Annotated in this window: 20 protein-coding genes; 10 read left to right on the top strand and 10 right to left on the bottom strand. The window is 72.2% G+C overall.

All coding sequences use genetic code 11. The annotated features are described in order from the left end of the window. The first annotated feature begins 20 nt into the window (after positions 1-20). Entirely contained in the window at positions 21-737 is a 717-nt protein-coding gene (locus ACFV04_RS01685) for an SDR family oxidoreductase (RefSeq protein WP_380334070.1), read from the top strand. Beyond that, entirely contained in the window at positions 631-1011 is a 381-nt protein-coding gene (locus ACFV04_RS01680; RefSeq protein WP_380526074.1) for an NUDIX domain-containing protein, read from the top strand. The genes ACFV04_RS01685 and ACFV04_RS01680 overlap by 107 nt, the downstream gene beginning before the upstream one ends. Positions 1012-1351: 340 nt before the next feature. On the opposite strand, the gene ACFV04_RS01675 is transcribed toward ACFV04_RS01680, so the two are convergent. The 3 genes from ACFV04_RS01675 to ACFV04_RS01665 form a co-directional block, all read right to left on the bottom strand. Then, entirely contained in the window at positions 1352-1795 is a 444-nt protein-coding gene (locus tag ACFV04_RS01675; protein ID WP_380334075.1) for a hypothetical protein, read from the bottom strand. A 237-nt stretch (positions 1796-2032) separates the two neighbouring features. Beyond that, the gene (locus tag ACFV04_RS01670; RefSeq protein WP_380334077.1) at positions 2033-2176 is read right to left on the bottom strand and encodes a hypothetical protein; all 144 of its coding nucleotides are present in this window, start codon (positions 2174-2176) and stop codon (positions 2033-2035) included. A 313-nt stretch (positions 2177-2489) separates the two neighbouring features. After that, positions 2490-2837 (bottom strand): hypothetical protein, encoded by a 348-nt coding sequence (locus tag ACFV04_RS01665; protein ID WP_380334080.1) that lies wholly within the window; start codon positions 2835-2837, stop codon positions 2490-2492. On the opposite strand from ACFV04_RS01665, the gene ACFV04_RS01660 reads away from it, so the two are divergent. Then, complete coding sequence (locus ACFV04_RS01660) at positions 2836-3219, top strand: hypothetical protein (protein WP_380334082.1); 384 nt, start codon at positions 2836-2838, stop codon at positions 3217-3219. The two genes, ACFV04_RS01665 and ACFV04_RS01660, sit on opposite strands and share 2 nt — an antisense overlap. 188 nt (positions 3220-3407) lie before the next feature. Here ACFV04_RS01660 and ACFV04_RS01655 read toward each other — a convergent pair whose 3' ends face one another. Further along, complete coding sequence (locus ACFV04_RS01655) at positions 3408-4202, bottom strand: NAD-dependent epimerase/dehydratase family protein (RefSeq protein ID WP_380335348.1); 795 nt, start codon at positions 4200-4202, stop codon at positions 3408-3410. 215 nt (positions 4203-4417) lie between these two features. Further along, positions 4418-5020, bottom strand: a complete 603-nt coding sequence (locus ACFV04_RS01650; protein ID WP_380526072.1) for a hypothetical protein — start codon at positions 5018-5020, stop codon at positions 4418-4420. Between the two features lie 512 nt (positions 5021-5532). On the opposite strand from ACFV04_RS01650, the gene ACFV04_RS01645 reads away from it, so the two are divergent. Beyond that, positions 5533-7560: a HelD family protein gene (locus tag ACFV04_RS01645; RefSeq protein WP_380526126.1), complete on the top strand. Its 2028-nt coding sequence runs from the start codon at positions 5533-5535 to the stop codon at positions 7558-7560. A 145-nt stretch (positions 7561-7705) separates the two neighbouring features. On the opposite strand, the gene ACFV04_RS01640 is transcribed toward ACFV04_RS01645, so the two are convergent. From ACFV04_RS01640 to ACFV04_RS01630, 3 genes are read right to left on the bottom strand one after another with little or no spacing between them, the layout of a single operon-like run. Continuing rightward, positions 7706-10072: an FtsX-like permease family protein gene (locus tag ACFV04_RS01640; RefSeq protein ID WP_380526070.1), complete on the bottom strand. Its 2367-nt coding sequence runs from the start codon at positions 10070-10072 to the stop codon at positions 7706-7708. A 4-nt stretch (positions 10073-10076) separates the two neighbouring features. Then, a complete protein-coding gene (locus ACFV04_RS01635; RefSeq protein WP_380334090.1) occupies positions 10077-10850 on the bottom strand; it encodes an ABC transporter ATP-binding protein in 774 nt (257 codons plus the stop codon). Then, the gene (locus ACFV04_RS01630; protein WP_360266625.1) at positions 10847-11350 is read right to left on the bottom strand and encodes a PadR family transcriptional regulator; all 504 of its coding nucleotides are present in this window, start codon (positions 11348-11350) and stop codon (positions 10847-10849) included. The genes ACFV04_RS01635 and ACFV04_RS01630 overlap by 4 nt, the downstream gene beginning before the upstream one ends. 144 nt (positions 11351-11494) lie before the next feature. Between ACFV04_RS01630 and ACFV04_RS01625 the strand changes: the two genes are divergently transcribed. The 6 genes from ACFV04_RS01625 to ACFV04_RS01600 all read left to right on the top strand — a co-directional run bounded on the left by ACFV04_RS01625 (position 11495) and on the right by ACFV04_RS01600 (position 21513). Next, positions 11495-12802 carry an ABC transporter substrate-binding protein gene (locus ACFV04_RS01625; RefSeq protein ID WP_380334093.1) on the top strand — a complete coding sequence of 436 codons (1308 nt, stop codon included), beginning with the start codon at positions 11495-11497 and terminating at the stop codon, positions 12800-12802. A 197-nt stretch (positions 12803-12999) separates the two neighbouring features. Next, positions 13000-14709, top strand: coding sequence for a glycoside hydrolase family 13 protein (locus ACFV04_RS01620; RefSeq protein ID WP_380526067.1), 1710 nt, complete (start codon positions 13000-13002; stop codon positions 14707-14709). A 59-nt stretch (positions 14710-14768) separates the two neighbouring features. After that, positions 14769-16097: an ABC transporter substrate-binding protein gene (locus tag ACFV04_RS01615; RefSeq protein WP_380526065.1), complete on the top strand. Its 1329-nt coding sequence runs from the start codon at positions 14769-14771 to the stop codon at positions 16095-16097. A 6-nt stretch (positions 16098-16103) separates the two neighbouring features. Beyond that, positions 16104-17417, top strand: coding sequence for a carbohydrate ABC transporter permease (locus ACFV04_RS01610; protein ID WP_380526064.1), 1314 nt, complete (start codon positions 16104-16106; stop codon positions 17415-17417). Continuing rightward, the gene (locus ACFV04_RS01605; protein WP_380334103.1) at positions 17414-18337 is read left to right on the top strand and encodes a carbohydrate ABC transporter permease; all 924 of its coding nucleotides are present in this window, start codon (positions 17414-17416) and stop codon (positions 18335-18337) included. Before ACFV04_RS01610 ends, ACFV04_RS01605 begins: the two co-directional genes overlap by 4 nt. 785 nt (positions 18338-19122) lie before the next feature. Then, positions 19123-21513: a tetratricopeptide repeat protein gene (locus tag ACFV04_RS01600; protein WP_380526062.1), complete on the top strand. Its 2391-nt coding sequence runs from the start codon at positions 19123-19125 to the stop codon at positions 21511-21513. Positions 21514-21652: 139 nt separating this feature from the next. Here the strand turns inward: ACFV04_RS01600 and ACFV04_RS01595 are convergent, their stop codons facing one another. Further along, positions 21653-22831 carry a hypothetical protein gene (locus ACFV04_RS01595; protein WP_380526060.1) on the bottom strand — a complete coding sequence of 393 codons (1179 nt, stop codon included), beginning with the start codon at positions 22829-22831 and terminating at the stop codon, positions 21653-21655. Positions 22832-22837: 6 nt separating this feature from the next. After that, positions 22838-24916, bottom strand: a complete 2079-nt coding sequence (gene fxlM / locus ACFV04_RS01590; protein ID WP_380526058.1) for a methyltransferase, FxLD system — start codon at positions 24914-24916, stop codon at positions 22838-22840. Positions 24917-24939 lie beyond the last annotated feature (23 nt).

Below are 24939 nucleotides of genomic sequence, written 5' to 3'. Positions count from 1 at the left end.
GCCAGGGGACCGTGGTGTCCATGAACGATCGCACAGCTCTGGTCACCGGTGCCAACAAGGGGATCGGCAAGCACATCGCCCGGCTGCTCGCGGCCGAAGGCTTCACCGTGTACGTGGGTGCCCGCGATCCCGGGCGCGGACGGCGGGCCGTCGAGGAGATCGGTGCCGGTGCGCGGCTGCTGGTCCTCGACGTGACGGACCCCGACGCCGTCGCACGGGCCGCCGCCCAGGTGGACCGCCTGGACGTGCTGGTCAACAACGCCGGCGTCTCACCGTCGCTCGCCCCACCGGCCGAGACCGGTGTCGAGGAGTTCCGGCGCACCTACGAGACCAACGTGTACGGGGTGGTGACGGTGACCAACGCCTTCCTGCCCGCCCTGCGCCGGTCCTCGCACCCGCGCATCGTCAACGTCTCCAGCGGCACCGCGTCGCTCACCTGGAGCACCAACCCCAACCCCCAGTTCACCCCGGGAAGCGGGGGCGCCGCCGCCTACCGCTCCTCCAAGGCCGCCCTCAACGCCCTCACCGTCCTCTACGCCCAGACGCTGGCCGGGGAGGGCTTCAAGGTCAACGCGCTCGCCCCCGGCCTGCGGGCCACCGATCTCAACCCCAGGGCCGCCGCTGCCGGAGGTGACCCGGCCGAGGCCGCCCGGGGTGCCGTCCACCTGGCCCTGCTGCCGGACGACGGCCCCACCGGTGGTTTCTTCTCCTGGGACGGAACGCCCGTGCCCTGGTGACCGGTACGGTCTGCCGCCACCGGCAGGGGCGGGTCCCGGTCCACCGGCGGCCCGGGAACGTCTCCCGGGTCCCGGCCACCACGAGGTGATGTCCGGCGGGGCCGTGGACGTGGGCGAGTCCCACGCGCAGGCGGCGGCCCGGGAGTCGGCCGAGGAGCTGGGCGTCCGCGCGCCGGTCCGCTTCGTGTGCGCGTTCCTGTGCCGGGGGGCGGGCCGGGGGCGGGCCGGGGGGAGGCGATCGGCCCGTACCGGCTTGGCGTGCACGAGGCCGTGATCACGGGCGGGGTGACGCCTGCCCCGGAAGAGGTCGCCTGGCACGGCCGGCTGACGGGAGACGGATACGGAGCTGCGTGCGGCCCTGCGGCAGTGGCGCTCCGTCCCGGAGCGCGCCGCCCGCCGGCGACCCTCTGCCTGCCCGGGGCGACCCACCGCCGGGCGGGCACCGAACGGGTGCTCGCCCGGCGGGCCGTCTGCTGACCGACCGCCGGCCGGACCGCCGGGCCGGAGCGTCCCGACGTCAGCCGCGGGACCGAAGTCGCGGGGCCGAAGTCGCGGGACCGAGCCCGTGGCTGCGAAGCTCCGGGGCGGCACGGCCGATCTGCGCAGGCAGGTGCCTAGATCGCGGCCCACCCGGTCCAGTTGCCGTTGACGTCACGGACGCGGCTCCAGATGCGGCCGTCGGTGCCGACCGCGCCGACCTCGAAGTTGCCCTGCCCCATGTCCGTGGCGAGGACGCTGACCGGGCCCGTGAAGGTGCCACCGAAGGAGAGCCAGCCGCTCTTGTTGCCGGACTTGTCGGTCCAGCGCGTCCACACGGCGTGGTCGGTGCCGATGACGAACACCTCCTGGCGACCGTCGCGGAAGTAGTAGGTCGCCGTGCCCTCACGGTACGGGCCGCCGCAGAGGTACTTGCCACCCCACACCGGGCTGCTGCACGTGGTCGAGCCGTTGCTGCCGGAACCGCCGCCGCCCAGGTCCGCCGCACTGGCGGGCGTCGCGGCGACGGAGAGTGCGGCGAGCGTGGCCACGGTGGCGGCAACGGCCTTGAGGTGCTTCATGATTGCTCCCGAGGAGAGACGTGGGGACCAGCCGGGGCCGGGTGAACGGGTCGGCCCCTCACCAGTGCTGACGGGGGCGCACCCGGAACGGGTTCACCCGGCCGGCACACGGTCGGGGTCGCCGTCCGCCGGTGGCCCGCGGTGTGGGCGGACGGCCGCTCCGGAGTCCGCCTCGTCGCTCGGGGCACGTGGCCGTCGGCCGGCGGTGGTCAGGCCGTGGTGGTGAGGTCGCTGCGGTCAGGCCGCGGTGGTGAGGCCGGCCCGTCGGGCTTCGGGGCGGACGGTCTGCGCGGGCAGTCGGCGTTCCAGGTGGAGCAGGAGGCCGGTGCCGACGAGCCCGGCGGCGGCCGGGAAGCCGGCGGCGTCGAGGATCGACCTCACCCCCGAGGGCCGGTCCACCATCGACGGAGCGGTCGCCGCCGGGGCTGGCCGTCCGGCGCCGCGCCGTCGACACCCTCGGCCCCGAGCGCGCCGCCCAGCTCGACGACCTGCTGCGCGACCTGCCGGCCTCCCCGGGGGACTGAACCCGCGACGCCCGGCCCCTCGTGCCCGGCCGCTCGTGCCGGCCCCTCGTGTTCGGCCAGTGGCGCCCGGTCCGCGGCGGTGGCGCCGCAGGCCGGGCGGACCGGTCGGCTACCTGATCGCAGTAGGCCGACTGGTGGGACCGGTACGCCGGGGCGGAGGCTGGATCCGATCAGGACCGGGCCGCTGGGTGTTCGGCCGTGAGGTGAAGGCAGAAACGCATGTCACGTTGCCTCGACAAGCCGGAGCACGCGTCGAACGCCTCGGGCTCGGGCGATCCGGGCCGTTCGAGCCGGAGGGCCGGCCTGGCTGCGGTGGCGCTGGGCTGCACGGTGCTGGTGGCCGCCGGGTGCAGTTCGTCGGGCACGTCGTCGTCCAGTTCGCCGTCGCGCTCGTTCTCGCCGAACGCGAGTTCGTTCTCGGGTGAGCTGCCCTCCTCGGTCGCCTCGGCCAAGAGTTCGCTGCTGGGCTCGGCCTCGGCGGCCGCGTCCGCGGCGTCGTCCGCCGCCTCCGAGGCCATGGCCTCGCTGTCGGCGGCGGCGTCGGCGTTCGAGGCGTCCGTCTCGGCCCAGGTGGCCGCGGGCCGGGCCGAGGCGCAGGCGGTGCTGGCGAAGACCCAGGGCGCGGGCAACGCCCTGTCGGACGTCACCCTCACCGGCCTGCCCAAGGCTCAGGCCGCGGGCTTCAACGCCGCCCTGGTGACGGTCGTCAACAGCACGAGTTCGACGGCGTCGTACGCGATCAAGGTCGAGTTCCTCGACGAGACCGGCAAGGTGGTGGACACCTCCTACCTGGGGGTCAAGGACCTCGCCCCGGGGGCGAAGGCCACCCCGACCGCGTTCAGCCCGATCGACCGGGACCAGGCGCTGGTCTCCAGGGTCGCCCAGGCCCAGCGCTACTGATCCGCCCGGCTGCGCCCGGGAGCCGTCGGCCGGGCCGGAATCCCCGTCGGGCCGGAGCTCTGTCGGGCCGGAGCCCCGGGCCCGGTCTCGCCCGGCGGCTCCGCCCGGCGGCTCCGCCCGGCGGCTCCGGCCGACGGCCGTGACCGGGCGGTGCGCCGCTCCGCCGCGACCCGCCGACCCGCCCGTGGTCAGGGCCGGGCCTGGGTGAAGCGGCCGCCGAGGTAGCGGAACTCCGGGTCGTCGGCGGACAGTTCGCCGTGTTCGGCGATCAGGTCGGCGGCGAAGCGCTCGGCGTCGTCCAGCGGCCGGTAGCCGAGCGCCCGGGCCGAGGCGAGGTCCCACCAGGCGCGGGTGTTGCCCGAGATGCCGTAGGCCACGGTGTGCCCGGCGACCGGCCCGGTGAGTGCCGCGTGCACCAGCCGGGCGCAGTCGCCCGGGCTGAGCCAGGTCGCGAGCATCCGGACGCTGCGCGGCTCGGCGGCGAAGGAGCCGATCCGCAGCGAGACCGTCTCGATCCCGTGCCGGTCGGCGTACAGGGAGGCGAGGTTCTCGCCGAAGCACTTGGAGAGCCCGTAGTAGGTGTCGGGCCGCTGTGCGCTGTCCACCGGCACGGCGCTGCCGTCGGCGGGCCGTTCGGTGAAGCCCATGGCGTGGTTGCTGCTGGCGTAGACGATCCGGGGCACGCCCGCGGCCCGGGCGGCGTCGTAGAGCCGGTAGCTGCCCTCGATGTTGGCGGCCAGGATGTCGGCGAACGGTGCCTCCCCCGGGATCCCGGCCAGGTGGACGACGGCCTCGACGCCGTCCATCGCCGCCGCCAGTGCCTCGGGGTCCTGCAGGTCGGCGGTGACCGCGTCGGGTTCGCCGGGCACGGGGAGGCGGTCGAAGCAGCGCAGCCGGTACCCGTAGGCGGGCAGCAGCTCGCGCAGGCTCGTGCCGATGCGGCCGGCGGCACCGGTGAGCAGGACCCGGCGGGGCCGGTCCACCGTCTGTTGCGTCTCCATGGTTCTCGACTCCTCGCGGGTCCATCGAACTGGTGTCGGATTCGGCGTCGAGCGACCTTACCTGACGGGACGACAGCTCTTGGGGCGCGAGCGCACGGCGAGGGCCCCGGCCGGACCGTCCGGCCGGACCCCGCGTGGGTGGTTCCCGGCGGTGGTTCCCGGTGGTGGTGTCCGGTGGTGGTTCCCGGTGGTGGTGCCTATGCCTTCCGCGGCTTGCGCCGCTTGCCCCGGCTGCCGTCCGGCCGGTTCCGGTCCTGGGCCGACATCGCCGCGTCGAACTGGGCTTTGCTGGTCAGAGTTCGCGGTTCGGGTACGAGCGTGGTCGCCGTCGATCGCCACGGGACAGCCGAGGCCCAGCCGACCAGAGGCATGGTCTCGTCGTAGTGCGGAGCGAACTGCGCGACGGTGACGACGGGAATCCGGTGGTTCAGGCCGCGGACGTGTTCGAGGAACGCGTCGGGCAGCGATACGTGGTGGGTTTCCACGTAGTGGGGGAAGTCCTGGCGCCAGAGCCATTCCCCGTCGGTCACCAGGGACGAGCATCCCGGAGAGTGCCGGTGGGTGCTGCCGGTGATGACGTCGTGTCCGGCTTCCATGACGTCGATCAGGACGTGGCCTGCGTCCAGGTAGGCGACCAGGTCCATCTCATCCGGCTCTCCGACGGGCCGGACGGCATCGCGGATCGATCCGTTGGGTTGGCCGGAGCGGTTGTCGAGTTCGTCGTAGAAGCCCAGCAATCCCAGCACTGCGTCTCCCTCGATGAGCCGTTCCGCCCTGCCGGCGCCGGCAGGTGCGGCCACCGTTGGTCATCGGTGCGTGAAGACGAACGATCACGCGGTGGCCGTAGGTCGCAGCGTAGACGCTGCCCGCCGACAGGAAGCGTTCGAGGGTCTGATGGACCGCATCGCAGGCCGGTTCGCCCGGGTCGAGCCCGGACGCCGAATACGACACCTGGTGCTGGGAGCCGGAGTACTGACCCGTTTGGTGCTCGATGGCGCCGGTTGCACCGCCGGATATTCCCCCTTTTCCCGGGCGTGGCAAAACATCGTCGGCATTCGAGGGCGGGTTCGCCCGTGCGGCAGGCGGGTGCCGGGAGATCGCAATCGGCGATATGCGGAACGGTGGAAATACGTGAAATGCCACGGGGTCCCGTCCGCCATGGATTCCGTCGCAGGGGCATGGCTTCGCCAAGTAAGTCAAGACTTACCTTCGGCGGAGCTTTGACCGTATGGTGTGGCTCGAATCGAAGGAGCCCCTGTTGTCGAAGACGAATGATTCCGCTGTGCGCGTGGTTGACTCGGAGCGGGATTATGTGTCCTCCCTGTACGAGTTGCTCGCCGAACGGCTTTCCGAGGCGCGCGCACATCGGGTGAGTGTGCTGAAGGCCCCGGCGGAAAGCGCCGGTGAGGCATACGAACGAGAAATCGCCGCGGAGCGCCTGGCCAAGGAAATCGGCCGGCTGGAGGGCGCCGAAAGGGGGCTGGTCTTCGGTCGCGTCGACTGGGCGGACGGTACGGCCCTGCGCATCGGGCGGATCGGACTGCAGACGGAGGAGGACGACCTGCCCCTGCTCGTGGACTGGCGCGCGAACGCGGCGCGGCCCTTCTACGAGGCGACACCGGTCCACCCGATGGGCCTGCGGCGGCGCCGGCACCTGCGCATCGAGGAGCGCACGGTCGTCTCGGTGAGCGACGAACTGCTGGACGGGAGCGCCCCGACCGACGAGGACGTCGTGGGGGACGGCCCGTTGACCGAGGCTCTGTCGGCACGGCGTACGGGCAGGATGCACGCGGCCGTCGCGACGCTGCAGGCCGAGCAGGACGAGATCGTCCGCTCCGCCCACCGCGGGGTGACCGTGGTGCAGGGCGGGCCCGGCACCGGCAAGACGGTGGTCGCCCTGCACCGGGCGGCCTATGTCCTGTACGCGTTCCCGCGCGCCGCCGAGGAGGGTGTCCTGGTGGTGGGCCCGAACGCCCGGTTCCTCGACTACATCTCCCAGGTCCTTCCCTCGCTCGGCGAGAACGACGTCGTCCTGGCGACCTGCCGGGAACTGGCCGGGGTGTCCACAGGCGCGGTGGGCCCGTTCGGTGCGGCGCGTCTCAAGGGCAGCTCCGATCTCGCCGACGCCTTGGCGGGCCTGCTGCGCGTCCACCAGGCCCCCGTCGGTGACTTCACCGTGCGGGTCGGACGGGAACTGGTTCGCCTGTCCGGCGAGGAGGTCGCCACGGCACGCGATGCCGCCGTGGCGGCCGTACCGGGGCACAACCCCGCGCGCCGGGTGTTCAAGGAGCTCTTGGTCGACGCCGTCACCGACGCGATGCGACGAGACATGGGTGACCTCCTGGAGCAGATCGACGCCGATGCCGAAAGGATGACGGGCATCAACTTCGACCGGTTCACGGGAGTCGCCCAGCGCCGTGCCGAAGGGGCGGTCGAGTCGGGTCCGGTTCACGAGCTGGACCTGGACGCCGTCCGAGCCGATCTCCTCGACGACGCCGGTGTCGACCGGGCGGTCGAGGTGTTGTGGCCGCGGCTGGTACCGGGTGACCTCGTGCAGGCGCTCCTCACGAACGCAGGCGCTCTCGCCGAACTCCTGCCCGGCCTGACCGCGCAGGAGCGGTCCCTTCTGCTGCGCGGTCCGGACGACCCGTGGACCGATGCCGATGTGCCGTTGCTGGACGAGGCGGCGAGCCTGGTCGACGGCCCCCCCGAGCGGACGTACGGGCACGTCGTCGTCGACGAGGCGCAGGAACTGACCGCCATGCAGTGGCGGATGATCGTCCGCCGCTGCCCGTCCCGGGCGATGACGTTGGTGGGTGACTTCGCCCAGGCGGGCCCGGTCGCGACGGCGCGCGACTGGAAGGAGGCGCTGAGCCCCCACGTCGGACCGCGGTTCAAACTGCACGATCTGACCGTCAGCTACCGCACCACGCAGGAGATCCTGGAGGCCGTCCGGGATCTGCTCGCGCGGATCGCTCCGGACCAGAAGCCCACACGGTCACTGCGAAGCGGTGAGAGCCCGCGCACCGTGACCACACCTCCGGACGGGTCGGTCACCGCCGTCGTTCAGGAACTCCGCGCCCAGAGCACCGCGCACCCGGGTGAGCTTCTGGGAGTGATCTGTGCGGACACCAGGGTGAGCGAGCTGACGGCCCAGGGTGTCGCCCACCACGCACGCATCGTGCCGGCGTCCGAAGCGCGCGGTCTGGAGTTCGACGGCGTCGTCGTCATGAACCCCGAGGAGATCATCGCCGCCCGCCCCGGTGGGGAGAGGGACTTGTACGTGGCCCTGACCCGGGCCACCAAGCGCCTCTGCACGATCACCGTCCACCCCGCCTGACGGTTCGGCGCCCGCGTCACCGCGCGGCGTTGCGGTGGCGTGTCTGCTGCGCCGTGGTTCCCGGCGTCGTCGCCACGGCCGGACCGGGTGCCGGTGAGCACGGGCGAGCCGGTGGGGTGGGGTTCTCGCCGGGGGGCCGGACGGCCTACCGGCCGGCGCCGTCCGGGGGCCGGGCGGGCGGGGGGACACGCAGTACCGGGAGTGCGCAGAGCGCGGCTGCCGTGGTGGCGCACACGGCGGCCATGGCGAGGACCGTCCAGGTCGACGGGGCACGGGCGATGCCCGCACCGATGCCGCTCAGCTCACCCTGCCGGTCGATGAGCCGGCGGACGAGCGGGATGGCGACGGCCGAGCCGACGGCGACGGTGATCAGGGCGATGGTTGTCCCGCGGACGGCGAGTACGACGGCGGACTGGCCCGGGGTGAGGCCGATCGCCCTGAGCAGACCGAGGTCCCGGCGGCGTTCGTGGAAGCCGGCGGTGGCTGTGGTGAGCAGGTCGACCAGGCCGATGAGGGCGAGGACGAGGAGGAGACCGACGACGCTGGCCCGCAGGGCGCCGGGCCTGGTGACCGGGCCGGTGGGGAGGCGGATCTCCGTCCGCCCGGCGAGGCCGACGCGGGCGGGGAGGTCGCGCTGAACGGCGGCCGGGTCCTGGCCGGGGCGCAGGGTCAGTTGCCAGAAGTCGGGGTGGGTGGGGTCGCCGGGCCGGTCCAGGGTGTCGAAGCCGGTGGACAGGACGCGGCCGCCGTGTTCGGGTTCGAGATTCCGTCCGACGATGTGCAGGATGCGGGGGGTGTTCCCGGTGGTGAGCCGCACCCACTGGCCGACCCGGGCGCCGAGCAGGTCGAGGGCGCCCTGTCCGGCGACCGCCTCGTCCGTGGCGCGGATGGTCCGGCCCTCGACGACGGTGTACGGGTACGGCGCGTCGGTGGTGCCGACGGCGCGCAGGGTGAGTGTCGCGGACTGGCCGGGTGCGAGGGCCTGCATCTCCGCGCCCGGGTAGGCGCCGCTCACGGCGGCGTCGGCCGCCAGGGCGGCGGCGAGCTGCCCGTCGCCGGGCGTCTGGTCGGGGGTGGTCCGGCGGGCGGTGACGGACGGGACGGTGGCGCCGTGATCGGGCCGGGTGACGGCGTCGAGGGTCGCCCAGGTGCTCAGGGCCAGGGTGGCGGCGACGACCGGGACGGTCAGGCGCAGTGCGCTGCCGACCAGGTCCGAGCGTCGGCGCAGGATGCTGCCGAGGCCGAACGCGAGGGCCGGGGGCAGCCGCCGGAGCGGGCCGAGCCGGACCGGCCGTGCCGTCATGGCGGGTGGCCGGGTGCCGTCGGTCGGCGGGACGGGGGCGACCCGGGAGGCCCGCAGTGCGGGCAGTGCCGCGGCGGCCCCGACGGCGAGGAGCGCGGCCGCGGCGACGGCGACGGTGGTCGCCGTGCCGCCGGGGACGAGTCCGTGGAGCGCGTCGGTTCCGCCGCCGAGGGCCGGGACGGTGTGGACGGCGATCGCGGCACCGCCGGCGCCGAGCAGGACTCCGGCGCCGGCCAGCAGGAGTTGCCCGGCGATGAACATCCAGGCGACCTGGCCGGCGGTGAAGCCGACCGCCTTGAGGAGGGCGATGTCGCCCGTCCTCGCCCTGATCCGCCCGCCTGCGGCGCCGGCCACCGCGAGGGCGGCGGCGAGCAGCGCGGCGAGTCCGCTGAGTCCGAGGAGCAGGCCGGCCAGCCGGTCGTCCTGTTGCCGCGCGTCCCGCGCGTCCAGCCAGGTGGTGATGCGGGAGACGCGCCCGGCGCCGAGGACGCTGACCACCCGCTGGGCCGTGTACGCGGCGTCGGAGGGGCGGGCCAGGCGAAGGCCGAGGGTGAGGCCTTGGGCCGCTTGGTCGGGCTGGATCAGGTCGAGGGTGGCGGGCGACGCCCAGCCGAGGTCGTAGCCCGCGGCTTGGCTGGGCAGCTGGTCGGGGCTGTCGGCGATGCCGAGGACCCGGAGTTCGACGGCCGCGCCGCGGCTGTCGAGGACGGTGAGGTGGTCGCCGGGGTGGGCCCAGGCGGCGTCGGCCGCGGACTGTTCGAGCACGATGCCGCGGGTGTCGGCGGGGACGAGCCAGGTGCCGGAGCGCAGGAGTGGGCGGGCCGCTCCCGGGGTGTCCCCGCGCAGCACGAGGGTGGTGCGGCCGGGCGGGCCGGTGGTGGCCGCGCCGTCGGCTCGTCGGCCGACCAGTGTGGTCTCGGCGGTGTGCTGGGGCGGTGAGACGGCGAGTACGCCGGGTTCGCGGGCGAGCACGGCGGCCGAGGGTTCGTCGGCGTTGCCCCGGGCGGTCGTCGGCGGGCGCAGGTCGATCCGGATGTCGGGTGAGCCGGCGGCCCGGAACTGCCGTTGCCACGGGTCGGCGGCGGCGCCGAGCAGCGTGCCGGCGAGCAGGAGGGCGGCGGCGGTGCCGCCGGTGGCGAGGACGATCAGAAGCGCGTGGATGCGGTGCGAGCGCAGGTCGGCGCGGATCCAGCGGAGGAGGGCGCGCACCGGCTCACCTGCCGAAATCGATGACGTCACGGACCCCGACGGCGCGCCGCGCGGCCGGGGGTTCCTCGACCCGGGCGTCGTCGGCGATCCGGCCGTCGAAGAGGCTGACGACGCGGTCGGCGGTGCTGGCCGCCCGCGCGTCGTGGGTGACCAGCACGATGGTGGTGCCCTGTTCGTGGTAGCGGCTGAGCAGGGCGAGGACGTCGCGGGTGCTCCGGCTGTCGAGGTTCCCGGTGGGTTCGTCGGCGAGGAGCAGCTGCGGCCGGTTGACCAGCGCGCGGGCCAGGGCGACCCGCTGGCGCTCACCGCCCGAGAGCTCGCCGGGCCCGGCGGTGGCCTTGTGGGCGAGGCCGAGGTCTTCGAGGAGTTCCTCGCGGCGTTCGCGGGCGGTGCGGCCGGACATGCCCGCGAGCAGCGCGGTCAGTTCGATGTTGTCGGCGACGGAGAAGTCGGGGAGCAGGTTGCCGCTCTGGAAGACCATTCCGTAGTGCCGGCGGCGCAGGCGTGCCCAGGCGGACTCCCGCAGGCGGTCCACGCGGCGGCCTTCGAGCCACAGTTCGCCCTCGTCGGGCCGCAGCAGTCCGGCGAGGAGGTGCAGCAGGGTGGACTTGCCGGCGCCCGAGGGGCCGGTGACGGCGACGAACTCGCCCCGGTCGATCCGCAGGCTGATGCCCCGGACGGCGGGTATCACGGTCGAGCCGCTCAGGTGCGAACGCACCACGGAGTCGGCGGTCAGCAGCGGCGGTGTCGATGGCGGTGTCGGCTCCGAGCCGGTCACGTGAGCTCCTCCTGGCAACGCTCCAGCCAGTCGAGGTCGGCCTGCAGGTGCAGGACCGCGCCCTCGATCAGCAGCAGCGAGGTCCGGTTGCCGCGCTCGGTGGCGGCCAGCTTGTTGAGTCCGCGCATCATGTTGATGCAGTGCCGACGCTGGTTGTTGATCAGCGTCAACTGGTCGGCGAGGTCGATGCCTTCGGCCAGGATCAGCTTCATGAAGAACTCGTCCCTGACCCGGGGGCCCTCGGTGGGCGCCTCGAACCAGCCGGAGAGTTCCTCGGTGCCCTTCTCCGTGATCTCGTAGACCTTCTTGTCCGGCCTGCCCTCCTGCGTCACCTCGGTGCCGCGGATCAGTCCGGACTTCTCCAGTCGGCTCAGGGTCACGTAGATCTGGCCGATGTTCGGCTGAGGGTACGCCGCGCCGAAGGTCTGCTCAAGCCCCTGCTTGAGTTCGTACCCGTAGGCGGGCTGCCGGGCCAGCAGCGCCAGCAGCTGATGGCGCACCGGGCGTCACCTCTTCCTTGTCGTCCCTGTTCGCTGGTTACACCTCGGTCACACAGTACGGGCAGGTGGGCCCCCACCAGCAGGGAGGCCGTATAAAGGGACGTACCCCGGCGCCCACCCGTGCCGGCGGATCGAAGGAGCTCCATGGACGACCGGCCGCCCACCGGCCCCGACGCGGGTCGTCGGCGCGTGGTGCGCGCGCTGGTGGGCGGGACGGCGGTGCTCGCGGCCGGGGGCGGGTCCGCCTGGTACGGCCTGGCGGGCGGAGCGCAGCCGTCGGGCGATCCGGACGGTGTCGGGCCGGTCACGCTGGCGACCGGCCGGGACACCACCCGCTACCTGCGCGGGCTGCTGGCCGACTGGAACGCCGAGCACCCGGACCAGCCCGCCGAACTGGTGGAGCTGCCCGAGGCGGCCGACGAGGTGCACGCCCAACTCGCCGGGGAGCTGTCGGCCGGCGGCAGCCGCTTCGACGTGCTCAACCTCGACGTGGTGTGGACGGCCGAGTTCGCGGCCAGGCGCTGGACCGTGCCGCTGGACGAGTCGGACTTCGCACTGGACAGCTTCCTGCCACCGGTCGTGCGCACGGGCCGCTACGACGGGCGGCTGTACGCGGTGCCGTTCGTCGCCAACGCCGCTCTGCTGTACTACCGCAGCGACGTGCTGGACGCCGCCGGTGAGCGACCGCCGAGCACCTGGGCCGACTTGGCACGGCAGGCACGGACCCTGGCGCCCGCGCACGGGCTGTCCGGGTACGCGGGGCAACTGAGCCCGTACGAGGGCCTCTCCGTCAACGCCCTGGAGGCGATCCGCTCGGCCGGCGGGGAGTTGCTCGCCGGCGACGGGACGGTCGTCGTCGACAGCCCGCAGGCCAGGGCCGGTTTGGAGTTCCTGGCCGGGGGCGTGCGCGAGGGCTGGATCCCGCCCGAGGTGCTCGGCTACCAGGAGGAGGAGTCCCGCGCGGCGTTCGGCCGGGGTGGCCTGCTCTTCCTGCGGAACTGGCCGTACGTCTACCACGAGGTCGGCGCGGCCGGTTCCCCGGTGGAGGGACGGTTCGGTGTGGTGCCGCTGCCGGGACCGCACGGCCCGGGCAGCGGCGTGCTGGGGGGCTCGGGGCTTGCGGTGAGCCGGTTCTCCCGGCGCCAGCGCACCGCGCGGGCACTGATCGCCTACCTGACGAGTCGCCGGGCACAGTACCGCGTGCTGACCGACGGCGGGCTGCCACCGGTCTGGGCCGACCTCTACGCGGAGCCGGATCTGACGGCCCGCTTCCCCTACCTGCCCGTGTTGCGCACGGCGATCCTGGCGGCGGGGGCGCGCCCCGCCGTCCCGCAGTACCAGCAGCTGAGCCTCGCGTTCAGCGAGACGGCGTTCGAGGTCGTGTCGGGCCGTCGGAGCGCCGAGGCGGCGCTGCCGAGGCTGGCCGCCGACCTGCGCGTCGTCGTCGGCTGAGCCGACGCCGACGACGGCCCGGGGGCGTGCAGCTCCTGCCGCGCGAGGACCCCTACCCGCGAGTACCTAACACGTATCTAGGCATGGCCCGGTGCGTCGTCCCGTAACTTCTGGAAAACTCCCTCAAACAAGGGCTTAACAGCGTCCGCATCTGCCTGCTATACCTAACGCGAATGCATAACCGTTGGAGTAGCGAGATGCACAACCCCACCCTCCCCGACGGCGACGCGGTCACCCTGCCGCGCGCTCGTCCGCACACCCCCACCACCCCCACCACCACCGCCGCCCGTACCTGGTGGCGCGACGCGGTGATCTACCAGATCTACGTGCGCAGCTTCCGTGACACCGACGGCGACGGCGTCGGCGACCTCGCCGGCGTCCGTGAACAGCTGCACCACGTGCGGCAGCTGGGCGCCGACGGCGTCTGGCTCAACCCGTTCTACGTCTCGCCCCAGCACGACCACGGCTACGACATCGCCGACCACTGCGCCGTCGACCCGGTCTACGGCGACCTCGCCGAGTTCGACCGCCTGGTGGCGGACTGCGGACTGCTCGGTCTCAAGCTGGTCCTGGACGTCGTCCCCAACCACTGCTCACGTGACCACCCGTGGTTCCGGAAGGCCCTGGCCAACGGTCCCGGCAGTCCCGAGCGGGCGCGGTTCCACTTCGCCGACGGGCGCGGCCGGGACGGGGAACTCCCGCCCAACAACTGGCGGGCCATGTTCGGCGGCCCGGCCTGGAGCCGGGTCACCGAGGCCGACGGCCGGCCCGGCCAGTGGTACCTCCACCTGTTCACCCCGGAGCAACCCGACTTCAACTGGCGCAACCCCGACGTCGCCGCCCACTTCGAGGAGGTGCTGCGGTTCTGGCTCGACCGCGGCGTCGACGGCTTCCGGATCGACGTGGCGGCCGGTCTGTACAAGCACCCGGAACTGCCGGACTCGCCCGACCCGGACGTGGACGAGCGCACCCGCGACTCGGTCAACCCGTTGGCCTGGAACCAGCCGGAGGTGCACGGGGTATGGCGGCGGTGGCGCGCGGTCTGCGAGGAGTACACCGTCCGCGACGGCCGCGAGCGACTGCTGGTCGGCGAGGCCTCCGTGCCCACGCCAGCCGAGCAGGCACTGTACGTGCGGCCCGACGAACTGCACCAGGCCTTCTTCTTCCACCTGCTGCACGCGCCGTGGGACCCCGCGCACTTCCACCGGGTCATCGACGACGCCGTGCGGGACATCACCGCCACCGGGTCGACCGTCACCTGGGTGCTCAACAACCACGACCAGGTCCGCACGGTGAGCCGGTTCGCGGGGGACGACCCGGCCTCCGGCCCCGCCCGGGCCACGGCCGCCGCCCTGCTGATGCTGGCCCTGCCGGGAGCCGCCTACATCTACCAGGGCGAGGAACTCGGCCTGCCCGAAGTCCTCGACCTGCCCGACGAGTCGATCACCGACCCGATCTTCCGCCGGACCGGCAGCCGCACCGGGATCCGCGACGGCTGCCGGATACCGCTGCCCTGGTCGGGCAGCGAACCCCCGTTCGGGTTCAGCCCGCCGGACACCCCGGTCGGCCCCTGGCTCCCGCAGCCGGACTCCTTCGCCGCCCACACGGCCGAGCGGCAACGGGCCGACGGCGGATCCGTCTACCACCTGTACCGCACCGCCCTCCAACTGCGCCGTGAACTCCCGCAACTCGGCGAGGGCACGCTGCGATGGCTGGAGACCCCGCCCGGGGTCCTCGCGTTCGTCCGCGGCGAGGGCCTGGTGTGCGCCGTCAACTTCGGCGACACCCCCGCGCCGGCTCCGGTCCTCGGCCCGCCCCTGCTGGCCAGCGGCCCGTGCGCCGACGGCGTCCTGCCGCCCGCCACCGCCGCCTGGTGGATCGACCACTGCGCCGCCGGCCCCAACTGACCGTCCACCGCACCACGAAGCCCCGAACTCCCACCCGCCTCACGGAAGAGGACTCGACGATGAGACTCCGTAGCGCTCTCCCCACCCTGGCCGCGTCCGTCGTGCTGGCCGCCACCGCCACCGCCTGCGGCAGCGGGGGAGGCGGCACCGCCGCCGACTCCACCACCCAGGAACTCAAGGGCCAGACCCTGACCGTCGCCGCCGTGTGGAGCGGCACCGAGCAGGAGAACTTCAAGAAGGTGCTGGACGCCTTCACGGCCAGGACCGGCGCCACCGTCAGCTACACCTCCACCGGTGACAACCTCTCCACCGTGGTCGGCAGCAAGATCGAGGGCGGTGACCCGATGGACGTGGTCATGGTCGCCCAGCCCGGCGTGATCAAGCAGTTCGCCGACAAGGGCTGGCTGGCGCCGCTCGCACCCGCCGTCAGCGACGCCGCGAAGAAGAACTACGCCGGCATCTGGTCCGGCCTCGGCACCGTCAACGGCACGCAGTACGGCCTCTACTTCAAGGCTGCCGACAAGTCGACCGTCTGGTACAGCCCCTCCGCCTTCCAGAACGCCGGCGTCCAGCCCCCGACCACCTTCGACGACCTGCTGAACGTCGGCCGGACGCTCTCCGACTCCGGCACTCCGGCGTTCGCCATCGGCGGCCAGGCCGGCTGGACCCTGACCGACTGGTTCGAGAACGTCTACCTCTCCCAGGCCGGACCCGAGCTCTACGACAAGCTCACCCGGCACGAGATCCCGTGGACCGACCCGTCGGTCCTCAAGGCCCTGACCACGCTCGGCAAGGTCTTCGGTGACAGGCAACTCGTCGCCGGTGGCGGGCAGGGCGCCCTGCAGACCGACTTCCCCACGTCCGTCCAGCAGGTCTTCGGAGCACAGCCCAAGGCCGCCATGACCCACGAAGGCGACTTCGTGGGCGGTGTCATCACCTCCGAACTGAAGAAGCAGGTCGGCACCGACGCCAAGGTGTTCCCCTTCCCCGCCGTGGACGGCGGCAAGGCCCCCGTCATGGGCGCGGGCGACGCGGCCGTCGTCCTCAAGGGCGCCAAGCACCCCGAAGCCGCGCAGAAGTTCGTCGAGTTCCTGGCCGGCCCCGAGGCCGCGACCGTCTGGGCCAAGGCCGGCGGCTTCATCTCGCCCAACAAGGCCGTCGACCCCTCGGTCTACCCCGACGACACCACCCGGCAGTTCGCCAAGTCGGTGATCGACGCCGGCGACACCTTCCGCTTCGACATGTCGGACCAGGCCCCCGCCGCGTTCGGAGGAACCGCGGGCCAGGGCGAGTGGAAGGACCTCCAGGACTTCCTCGCCGACCCCGCCGACGTCCAGGGCGCCGCCGCCAGGCTCGAAGCCGACGCGGCCAAGGCCTACAAGGGCTGATCCACCATGTCCCTGCGCTCACCCCGCAGCGGCCGGGCATCCGGTGTCGCCCTCCGGCGCCACCGGGGCCTCGCCCTGCTCTTCGTCCTGCCCGCCCTGTTGCTGCTCGGCGCCCTCGTCGTCTACCCCATCGGCTACTCGGTGGCCCGCAGCCTCTTCGACGCCTCCGGCCACCGCTTCGTCGGACTCGACAACTACGGCACCGCCTTCACCGACCACGCCACCCTCACCGCCGTGCGCAACAACGCGATCTGGGTCGCCGTCGCCCCGGCCCTGGTGACCGCCGTCGGTCTGGTGTTCGCGGTGCTCACCGAGAAGATCCGCTGGGCCACCGCGTTCAAGCTGCTCGTCTTCATGCCGATGGCGATCTCCTTCCTCGCCGCCGGGATCATCTTCCGCACGGTGTACGACGCGGACCCGCACCGCGGCGTGCTCAACGCCGCCGCGGTCGCCGTCCACGACACCTTCGACGACCGGCCGACCTACCCCGGCGCCCACCCGCGCCCCGGCACCGGCCTCGACCAGGCCCAGGGCGGCGACGTCACGGCACCCACCAGCACGCGCGTCGTGCTGCTGCCGCTCGTCGGCGTGCAACCCGGAGCGCTCCCGGCCACCGCCCTGACGGCCCAGGAGCCGACCGGCGGCGACGGGGTCAGCGGCACGGTGTTCCTCGACTTCGTCCCGGGCGGCGGCGGCCACCCCGGCCGACTGGAAGCCGGGAAGAAGGGCCTGCCCGGCATCACCGTCCAACTCCGGGACGGAGGGAGGACGGTCGGCACCACCACCACCGCCGCCGACGGAACCTTCCGGTTCGGCGCGGCCCCGTCCGCCACCACCTCGGTCGTGATGCCGGCCGCGAACTTCGCCGCCCCCTACCGCGGCATCGACTGGCTCGGCCCCGCGTTCATCACCCCGGCCATCATCGGCGCCTACATCTGGATCTGGGCCGGCTTCGCCATGGTCATCATCGCCGGGGGCCTCGCCAACCTGCCCCGCGAGACCATCGAGGCGGCCAGGATCGACGGCGCCGGCGAATGGCAGATCTTCCGCCGCATCACCGTGCCCCAACTCGCCCCGGTCCTCGGCGTCGTGTTCATCACCATGGTCATCAACGTGATGAAGATCTTCGACCTGGTGTACATCATCGCGCCCGGACCGGTGCAGCAGGACGCGAGCGTCCTGGCGCTCCGGCTCTACCTGGTCTCCTTCGGCGGCGGCAACGACCAGGGCCTCGGCAGCGCGCTCAGCATCCTGCTGCTGCTCCTCGTCGTGCCGGTGATGCTTCTCAACGTCCGACGCTTCCGAGGGAGCCGCACATGACCACCACCCAGGCGGCTCCGTCCGCCCCCGGCACCACCGCGCCCGCACCGGCGCCCGGCGGCCGGCCCGCCCTGCCGCTCACCACCCGGCTCGCCGCCCTCACCCGAAGCGGCCTCGTCCAGGCCGTGCTGACCGTGGCCGCCGTCGCCTGGCTGGTGCCCACCGTCGGCCTGCTGGTCTCCTCGCTGCGCCCCAAGCAGGTCGCCGCCACCGGAGGCTGGTGGACGGCGCTGACCGACCCCGCCCAGCTCACCCTGCAGAACTACACCGCGCTGCTCGGCGGCGGAGACGTCCCCAAGGCGCTGTGGAACACCGTGCTCATCAGCGTCCCGGCGACCCTGCTGACCGTCGCCCTCGCCGCGGGCGCCGGCTACGCCTTCGCCTGGATGCGCTTCCCCGGCCGGGACGCGGTCTTCCTCGGCGTCGTCGGACTGCTGGTCGTCCCCGTCCAGGTCGGGCTCATCCCGGTCGCCAAACTCGAAGGCGCCGTAGGGCTGTTCGGCACCATCCCCGGCGTCGTGCTGTTCCACGTCGGCTACGGGCTCCCGTTCGCCGTGTTCCTGATGCGCAACCACTTCCTGGAGATCCCCGCCGAACTCCTGGAAGCCGCGCGGATGGACGGCTGCGGGGAGTGGCGGATCTTCCGCACCCTCGCCCTGCCGCTCGCCGCACCGGCCGTCGCCTCGCTGTGCATCTTCCAGTTCCTCTGGGTCTGGAACGACATGCTGGTCGCGCTGATCTTCGCCGGCAACGACTCGCAGCCGCTGACCGTCTACCTGCAGTCCCAGATGCGGCAGTTCGGCAGCAACATGGACGTCCTCGCACCCGGTGCGTTCCTGTCCCTGCTGGTCCCCGTGGGCGTGTTCCTCTGCTTCCAGCGGTTCTTCATCCAGGGAGCGATGGCCGGATCCGTGAAGTGACACCGGCGGGGACGGCAACGACAGCGACCGCCCCGGCGAGGTGGCACCCACCGGCACCCCGCCGGTCGTCGCCCCGACCCCGAGGCCCCCTCGCCGCCGCCCCCGGTGCCCCGGCACCCGCCGCCGTCCCGCCTGCGACCTTCACCCACGCAGGTTGGCCCTGTGTCCCTCCACCCGGATCGGCAGACGCCCGTGCGTCGACTACTTCCCAGGCTGCGGCCTGGCCCGGTGGGCGGAGCTGGTGCCGGGTCGACCACTCTGCGGCAGGGGCGGCGACGTGCGGACGAGGACACCGAGAGGGCGCCCAAGTCCCGCGCGAGCGCCCACGGATGGCTGGACGGCGGGCGGGCCGACGGGCGGACGGCGAAGCAGCACGGTCGGCAACCCCTGGGCGGCTGCCTGTTCGCTCAGGCCCACTCCGAGCAGGTGGGTCACCAGGAGCGGCGGACCCGAACCTGACGATAATTCAGAACATTGACCGGGGTGGTGATCTGTCCCGCCTGAGGGTGAGAAAATGAACCGGGGCGAAGCCCTTCTGTCCACCGTCCTCGGCGACATCGCCCCTGTGTCCAGGCCCTGGTGCCGGACCGAGGGCTGCGGGGCTTGCAGGAACTTGATCGCATCAAACCGGGCGCGCATGTGCGCAGGGAGCGAACGCCGGAGGGCTCGTCCGGGGACGTGCGGCCGGGGCCAACCACCTGCGAGGGACAGCGGGCAGATTGGGGTGGTCGGCCCAAGCGACAGGGTGTAGGACTGCTGGTGAGTGCGGCGGAGCTGCCGTATCGATGGCTGGCAAAGGGGCTGCGGTGGGAGGGTTTGGCACGCGTGAACCGCGTGATCGGGATGAGCACCGCCCACCGGGTTCTCCTGAACCTGGTGCCATCCGTCCCGGCGGTGGGGCCGCCAGGACGGATGGCACCGTTCAGAACAAGGTCGAGAACTCCACGGTCGTCGGCGATGTTGTTCAAGCCGGCTTCATCGGTCAGCTGACGGTCGTGCAGATCCAAGGCCGCGGCCGGATCGCGGGTGATGCGGACTATGTGCCGCTTCACGAGGTCACCGAGGCCTTTGCGATCGAGCACCTCGGAGTGAAACGGAGCATTGCCACGGCGAACGGGCACGCCCGGTTGCTTCCGCTCTACATTCGTCGGCGCCACGACGAGGAACTGGAGCATGCCGTTCAGCAGGCTCGGACCCGCAGCGTCATGCGGGTGCTGGTCGCGGACTCCAGCTGTGGGAAGACCCGAGCGCTACATGAGGCCTTGCGGTATTTGCGGCCGGCTTCCCGATGGCGTTTGTGGCAGCCGCTATCTTCCGAGCGGCTCCTCAACGTGATCGGTACCAGCCGTCTGGAGCCCTACACAGTGCTGTGGCTGAACGAGTCCCAGCACTACCTGGACGGAGACCGCGGCGAGCAGGTAGGCGAAGAGCTTCGACGGCTTCTGGCGGACGCTGGCGGGCCGCTGCTGGTCTTGGGGACCTTATCGAAGGCGTACCACTGGCAGTTGACCGCCCATGCGACTTCTCCAGACGCAGACCATCACGCCCAGGTGCGGGAACTGCTTGCCGGCCGGTGTATCAGCGTCTCCGGCAGATTCAGTGACGAGGAGCTGCGGCGGGCCGCAGAGTTGTCCGAGGGTGACGGGCGGCTTGCCGAGGCCCTGCGGCACTCAGGAGGTCGGATCACCCAGTACCTGGCTGCAGGGCCGCTCCTGATGGAGCGCTTCGAGCACGCCGCCCCGGCCGCGAGAGCCGTCATCGAGGCAGCGATGGACGCGCGACGGCTCGGTCACAGTCCCGGGCTACCACTCTCCCTCGTGACGGAGGCCGCCCCCGACTACATGACGGACCCAGAGTGGAACCAGGTCGACGAGAACTGGAAGGAGCAGGCGATCGCCTACGTCACCGAATCGCTTCGTGGCGCCGACGGCGTACTGACCCGCATCCGTACCCGCCCCGGCGAAGCCCCTCACCCGCAGCCGCACTACCGGCTGGCCGACTACCTCGAACAGCACGGCCGTGCGACGCGAAACTTCTGGTGCCCACCCGCCTCGTTCTGGGCAGCGGCAATCGAGCACTGTACGCGGCCGGAGGACCTGGAAGCCCTTGCCGCCGCGGCGCGAAACCGCCTACGGCTACGCACTGCCGCACACCTGTACGGGCGGCTGGCGTTGGCCGATCCCGCCAAGGCCATCGTCGAAACGGGCTGGATGATCCTACTGAGCGGCCGACTACAACTCGCCGACTCCTGGTTCAGACTTGCCGTCACGCTCGGCAGCACCAGGGCCATGCATCTTGTCGCCGGCCACACAAGCGATCGAGACGAAGCCAGACGCCTGTACGAACAGGCACGGAATGCCGGAGACAAGCACGCCTGGCAGATGCTGGTCAGGTGGCACCAGGACAACGGCGAGCGCGACGAAGCTCGGGAACTGGTGCAACAGGCTGCCGACGCCGGTGATGCAGAGGCACTCCGGAGGCTCGCTCTGGAAGCCAAGGAAGCCCAGAACTGGCCGGAAGCCGAGCAGTACTACCGCCGGGCCATTATCGCCGGCGACACCCTCGCCTACCTGTCCCTGGCCAGCCTGATCGCCGACGGTGGGGACTCGGCCCGCGCCGAACAGATTTTGCAAGAGGCAGCCGAGGCGGGCGAGACAATAGCCTTGGAGGTTCTCGCCCACAAAGCCGCGGAGGCCGGTGACTGGGCGCACGCCGAACAGCTGCTTCGGCAAGCTACCGCACACTCCGCGCGCTCGGAAGACGCTGACTGGCTCCTGGCTCAGATGAGGGAAGGACTGAACGACGCCGATGGCGCGCTGCGCCTTTACAAGGTGCTCGCCTCTCAGGACCATCCGGAAGCTCTGTTCGAACTCGCCCTGCATCACCGTCGCCGAGGCGACCTACAATCGGCCGAAGACTTCTACCGCAAGGCCCACGCCGCCGGAATCACCGAGGCTCTCACCTCGGCATCCCTGATGTGGGTCGAAGACGCCTCCGACAACCCTGCCAACCGGGCCCGCGCTGACCGCCTCGCGCGCCAGGCCGCCGACGCCGGCGACGACACCGCTTTGCGTCGACTCGCAGTGCAGGCCCTGACCACAGCTCAGTCGGCGAGAGCCCGTCACCTGATCACCTACGGCCTTGACCCGGACGGGACCCTGACAGAGTCCTGGTAGAGATCCTCTGGATACTGAAATCCCGCCCGACTCGAACCGGGCAGCGGCCCTCCAGCAGGACCTGGTGACGAAACGCCCGCTGCTCAGCGGTCCTGCCCCCATCCTGCGCATACCGCATGCCGCTGGCATCTTGCAGGGGTCACAGCTTGTCACCACCCGACAGCCGAACGAAGACCTCGGTAGGTGTGTGACGGTCCGGGAGTGTGGCGTCGACCGGGTCGTCTCCGGACAAGCCTGGGTCGGATGAGGAGGTCTGGAGCACTGCCCGGGCGGCGGCGAGTGAGGTCTCCAGCCCTCGGCGGACGGGCTCGGGCAGGGTGGCGGAGCCCAAAGCGCAGGCGACGAGCGCCTGTTCGAGCTCGGCCGTCCGGCCAGGGGGGAGGTGGTCGCGGACGCCAGGATGGGCCAGAAGGTCGCGCACCGCGTAGCCGTTGCCACCTTCAGTCGTTCTGCCGGCCGTCCGTTCGATCAGGCTTCGGGCGGAGGGTGTGTCCGTGCCGGCGGCGTTGATCGCGGTGAGGGCGAGGTGGGTGCTGAACACGGCCAGGCCTTCGTCCGGTTCGAAGGCGAGGCAGTGGCCGATGGCGGTCTCGGCTGCGTGTCGGTCGCCTGGGCGGCACAGCGCGGTGAGCACGGCGGTGACGGCGTTCTCCCAGGCCTCGCCCGGCTCGGTGGCGGCCAGCAGGGCGAGGGCACCGGGCAGGTCGCCGGTGGTGGCGGCGGCGAGGATGGCGGTTTGGCGGCCGTCGAGGATGCGTCGGCCGAAGCCTCGGTGCGCCTCGATGTGGCGCACGGCGTCCGTCCAGCGGCCGGCGGAGGTGAGGGCGCGGGTGCCGTCGGCGATGACGACGCGCCACAGCCATGCGACGACTTCGGCGCGCTGTTCGGTGGTCTCGGTGAGGCGGGCGGGGACGGTGATGCCGTCGAGCGTTGCCTCGGTGGAGGTGGTGACGGCGCGGTAGAGGTCGAGGAGGAGTTGGTGGCCGCGCTGGTGACGGCCGGCGCGGAGGTGGAGGCGGGCGAGGTTGACGATCGGCTCCAGGCCGCGGATGGCGCTCATCGCCGGGAGCGGGCCGCGGGTGAGGTGGAGGGCGGCGTGGCGGTGGCACAGCTCGCGGGCGTAGCCGGGCAGGGCGAGGTCGGAGGCGAGGAGGGCGGCCTGGTTGAAGACGGTGGAGGCGAGGCCCGGGTTGGTCTGCCGGGAGGCCGTGTCGGCCAGCTCGGTGAGCCGGCCGACACGGGCGTCAAGGGGCAGGCACGCGGGCCGGTGGCGGGCGACCAGCGGGAAGCGCCGGGCGACGGGGCCGGTCGGGTGCATGCGGGGCTACTCCCAGATGACGGTGATCGGGTGGTGGTGGCGGCCCAGGACGAAGCGGCCGGAGCTCGGGTCCGCCGTGGTCGGGGTGTCGGGAAGTTCGAAGCGCAGCATCCGGTCGCGGAAGCCGGTGTTCCAGGTGCGGATCGCTTCGGCGGCGAGGTCAGCGAGCGCGGCGCCCGCGGGGCCGTGACCGATGACGCCGGTCTCGTAGGTCTTGCGGCCGTTGGCGTCGGGCTCACCGGGCCGCAGGGTGAGGTAGGCGAGGGAGCCGGCGTCCACAGTGGCCATGGCGCCCCAGCCGAACATGGGGGTGATGCCGCGGTCGCGGGCGTCGCCGGTGACGCCCATCCGCATCAGGGAGTTCGGGAGGGTCAAGGCCAGCCACAGGTCTTGGTACTCGTAGGTGGTGCCGGCCGGGATGGTGACGCCGGTCCAGACGTCGTGGCGTTCGGTGTCGAGGACGCCGAGCAGCAGGTCGGCGTCGACCGCGTCGGCTTGGTCCTTGTGCACCTGGAGGGTGACGTCGCCCTCGTGGGTGAGGGCGACCGTGCGGCGGGCGTCGTCCATGCTGCCGCGCAGCGGCATGAAGACGGCGAGCTGGTCGTCGACCGACACCCAGCTGTTCTCGCCACGCTCGAAGGCGATGGTGCGCGAGGCGGTGCCGCGCAGACACAGCGGCAGGACGATCCGCCCGGTCAGCTTGACCTGCTGGAGCCAGGCGGTGGGCATCTCGCTGGTGCTCACCGTGGCGATCACCCGGTCGAACGGGGCGGCGTCGGGGTGGCCGAGGGCGCCGTCGCCGAGGACCACGTCGATGTTGGTGATCCCGACGTCCGCGAGGTGCTTGCGGGCACCCTCGACGAGGTCGTCGTCCACGTCCACAGCCGTCACGTGCCCGTCGGGGCCGACAATGCGGCCCATGTAGGCGGCATTGACGCCGGTCCCGGCCCCGGCCTCGAAGATCCTCTCGCCGGGCTGCAGGTCGAGCTGCTCCAGCATCAGGGCGACGATCGCGGGCTGGGAGGCCGCGCTGATCTGCGTGCCGGAGCTGTCGGCCTTGGTGTAGGTGGGGTTGTCGGCGTAGGCGGCCTCCAGGGGGAAGCCGGGCAGGAAGCACTCGCGCGGCACGGTGCGGAAGGCGGCCTCGACCGTGTCGGTGCGGATGGCTCCCTGCTCGAGCAGGCGGTCGGTGAGGCTGTTGCGCAGCTCCTCGGCGGGTGTGGCGGCGTCATTGCTGAGAGTAGTCACGTGGGCGACCCTAGTGGCTGTGCGGATGGTGGACTGCGAGGGTGCGAGGCCCTCGCCGGAGTGGAAGACGGTTTCCAAGGCCCGTGCAGCGACTGACGATTGGTGCTCCACCGGCAGGCCGGATCGGTTGGCATGGAAGATCATCAGGTGGGCTAGGACGGAGCGCAGTCCGCGGGTGAGGCGGCCGACGTGGGCCGAGCGGACGAGGTCCTGTCCGGCTTCCTCGAAAGCGTCGACCCAACCGGTGTGCCCGGCGAGCGGTTCACCGGGGCGGGCGAGCCGGCGGGTGTCGAGGGTCATCAGACGGCGCATCGCGGTGGTCAGGGCGGCCGCACGTTCCGAGGAGAGGGCTGGAGGATCGGGGCGTTCGGCGGCGAACTTGGCCCAGACGTCGCCCTGTTCGTACCAGTCGAGGCCGGCGGCGCGGAGCATGGCGGAGACGAGGGCGACGAAGGTCTCGGTGCGGCCGAGCGCGGGTGGGGCGGCCTTGGCGACACGGACCATCAGGTGTCGGCTGTCGGTGTGGAAGAGCCGGTGGGCGATCTCCATGGCCTCGGGGCCGCCGAACGCCTCGGTCTCCGGTTCGTAGACCGCGATGGCCCAGCCCTCGACGAGCCCTGTCTCGGTGAGCGTGTTCAGGAGTGCGGTGACGACGGGGGCGGGGGCGGCGGCACGGTACCGCAGCCGGAGCCCGCCTTTGCGCATGTACCACCAGGCCTCCAGCGTGCCGGAGTTCTGAGCATGGGCGAGAGCGGGGGCCAGGTGGTGGGCGGTGATCCGGTCGACGGTGGAGGGGTCGGCGAAGGTGAGGTTGTGCTGGATCCAGCCGGTGGTCATCGCAGGTCCTTGGTCAGGAGGTC

It is taken from the genome of Kitasatospora sp. NPDC059599, from assembly GCF_042735125.1.
In the GTDB taxonomy this organism is placed as follows: domain Bacteria; phylum Actinomycetota; class Actinomycetes; order Streptomycetales; family Streptomycetaceae; genus Kitasatospora.
Note: the sequence above shows the minus strand (reverse complement) of the source record. Positions and strands in the feature narration are given on the sequence as shown.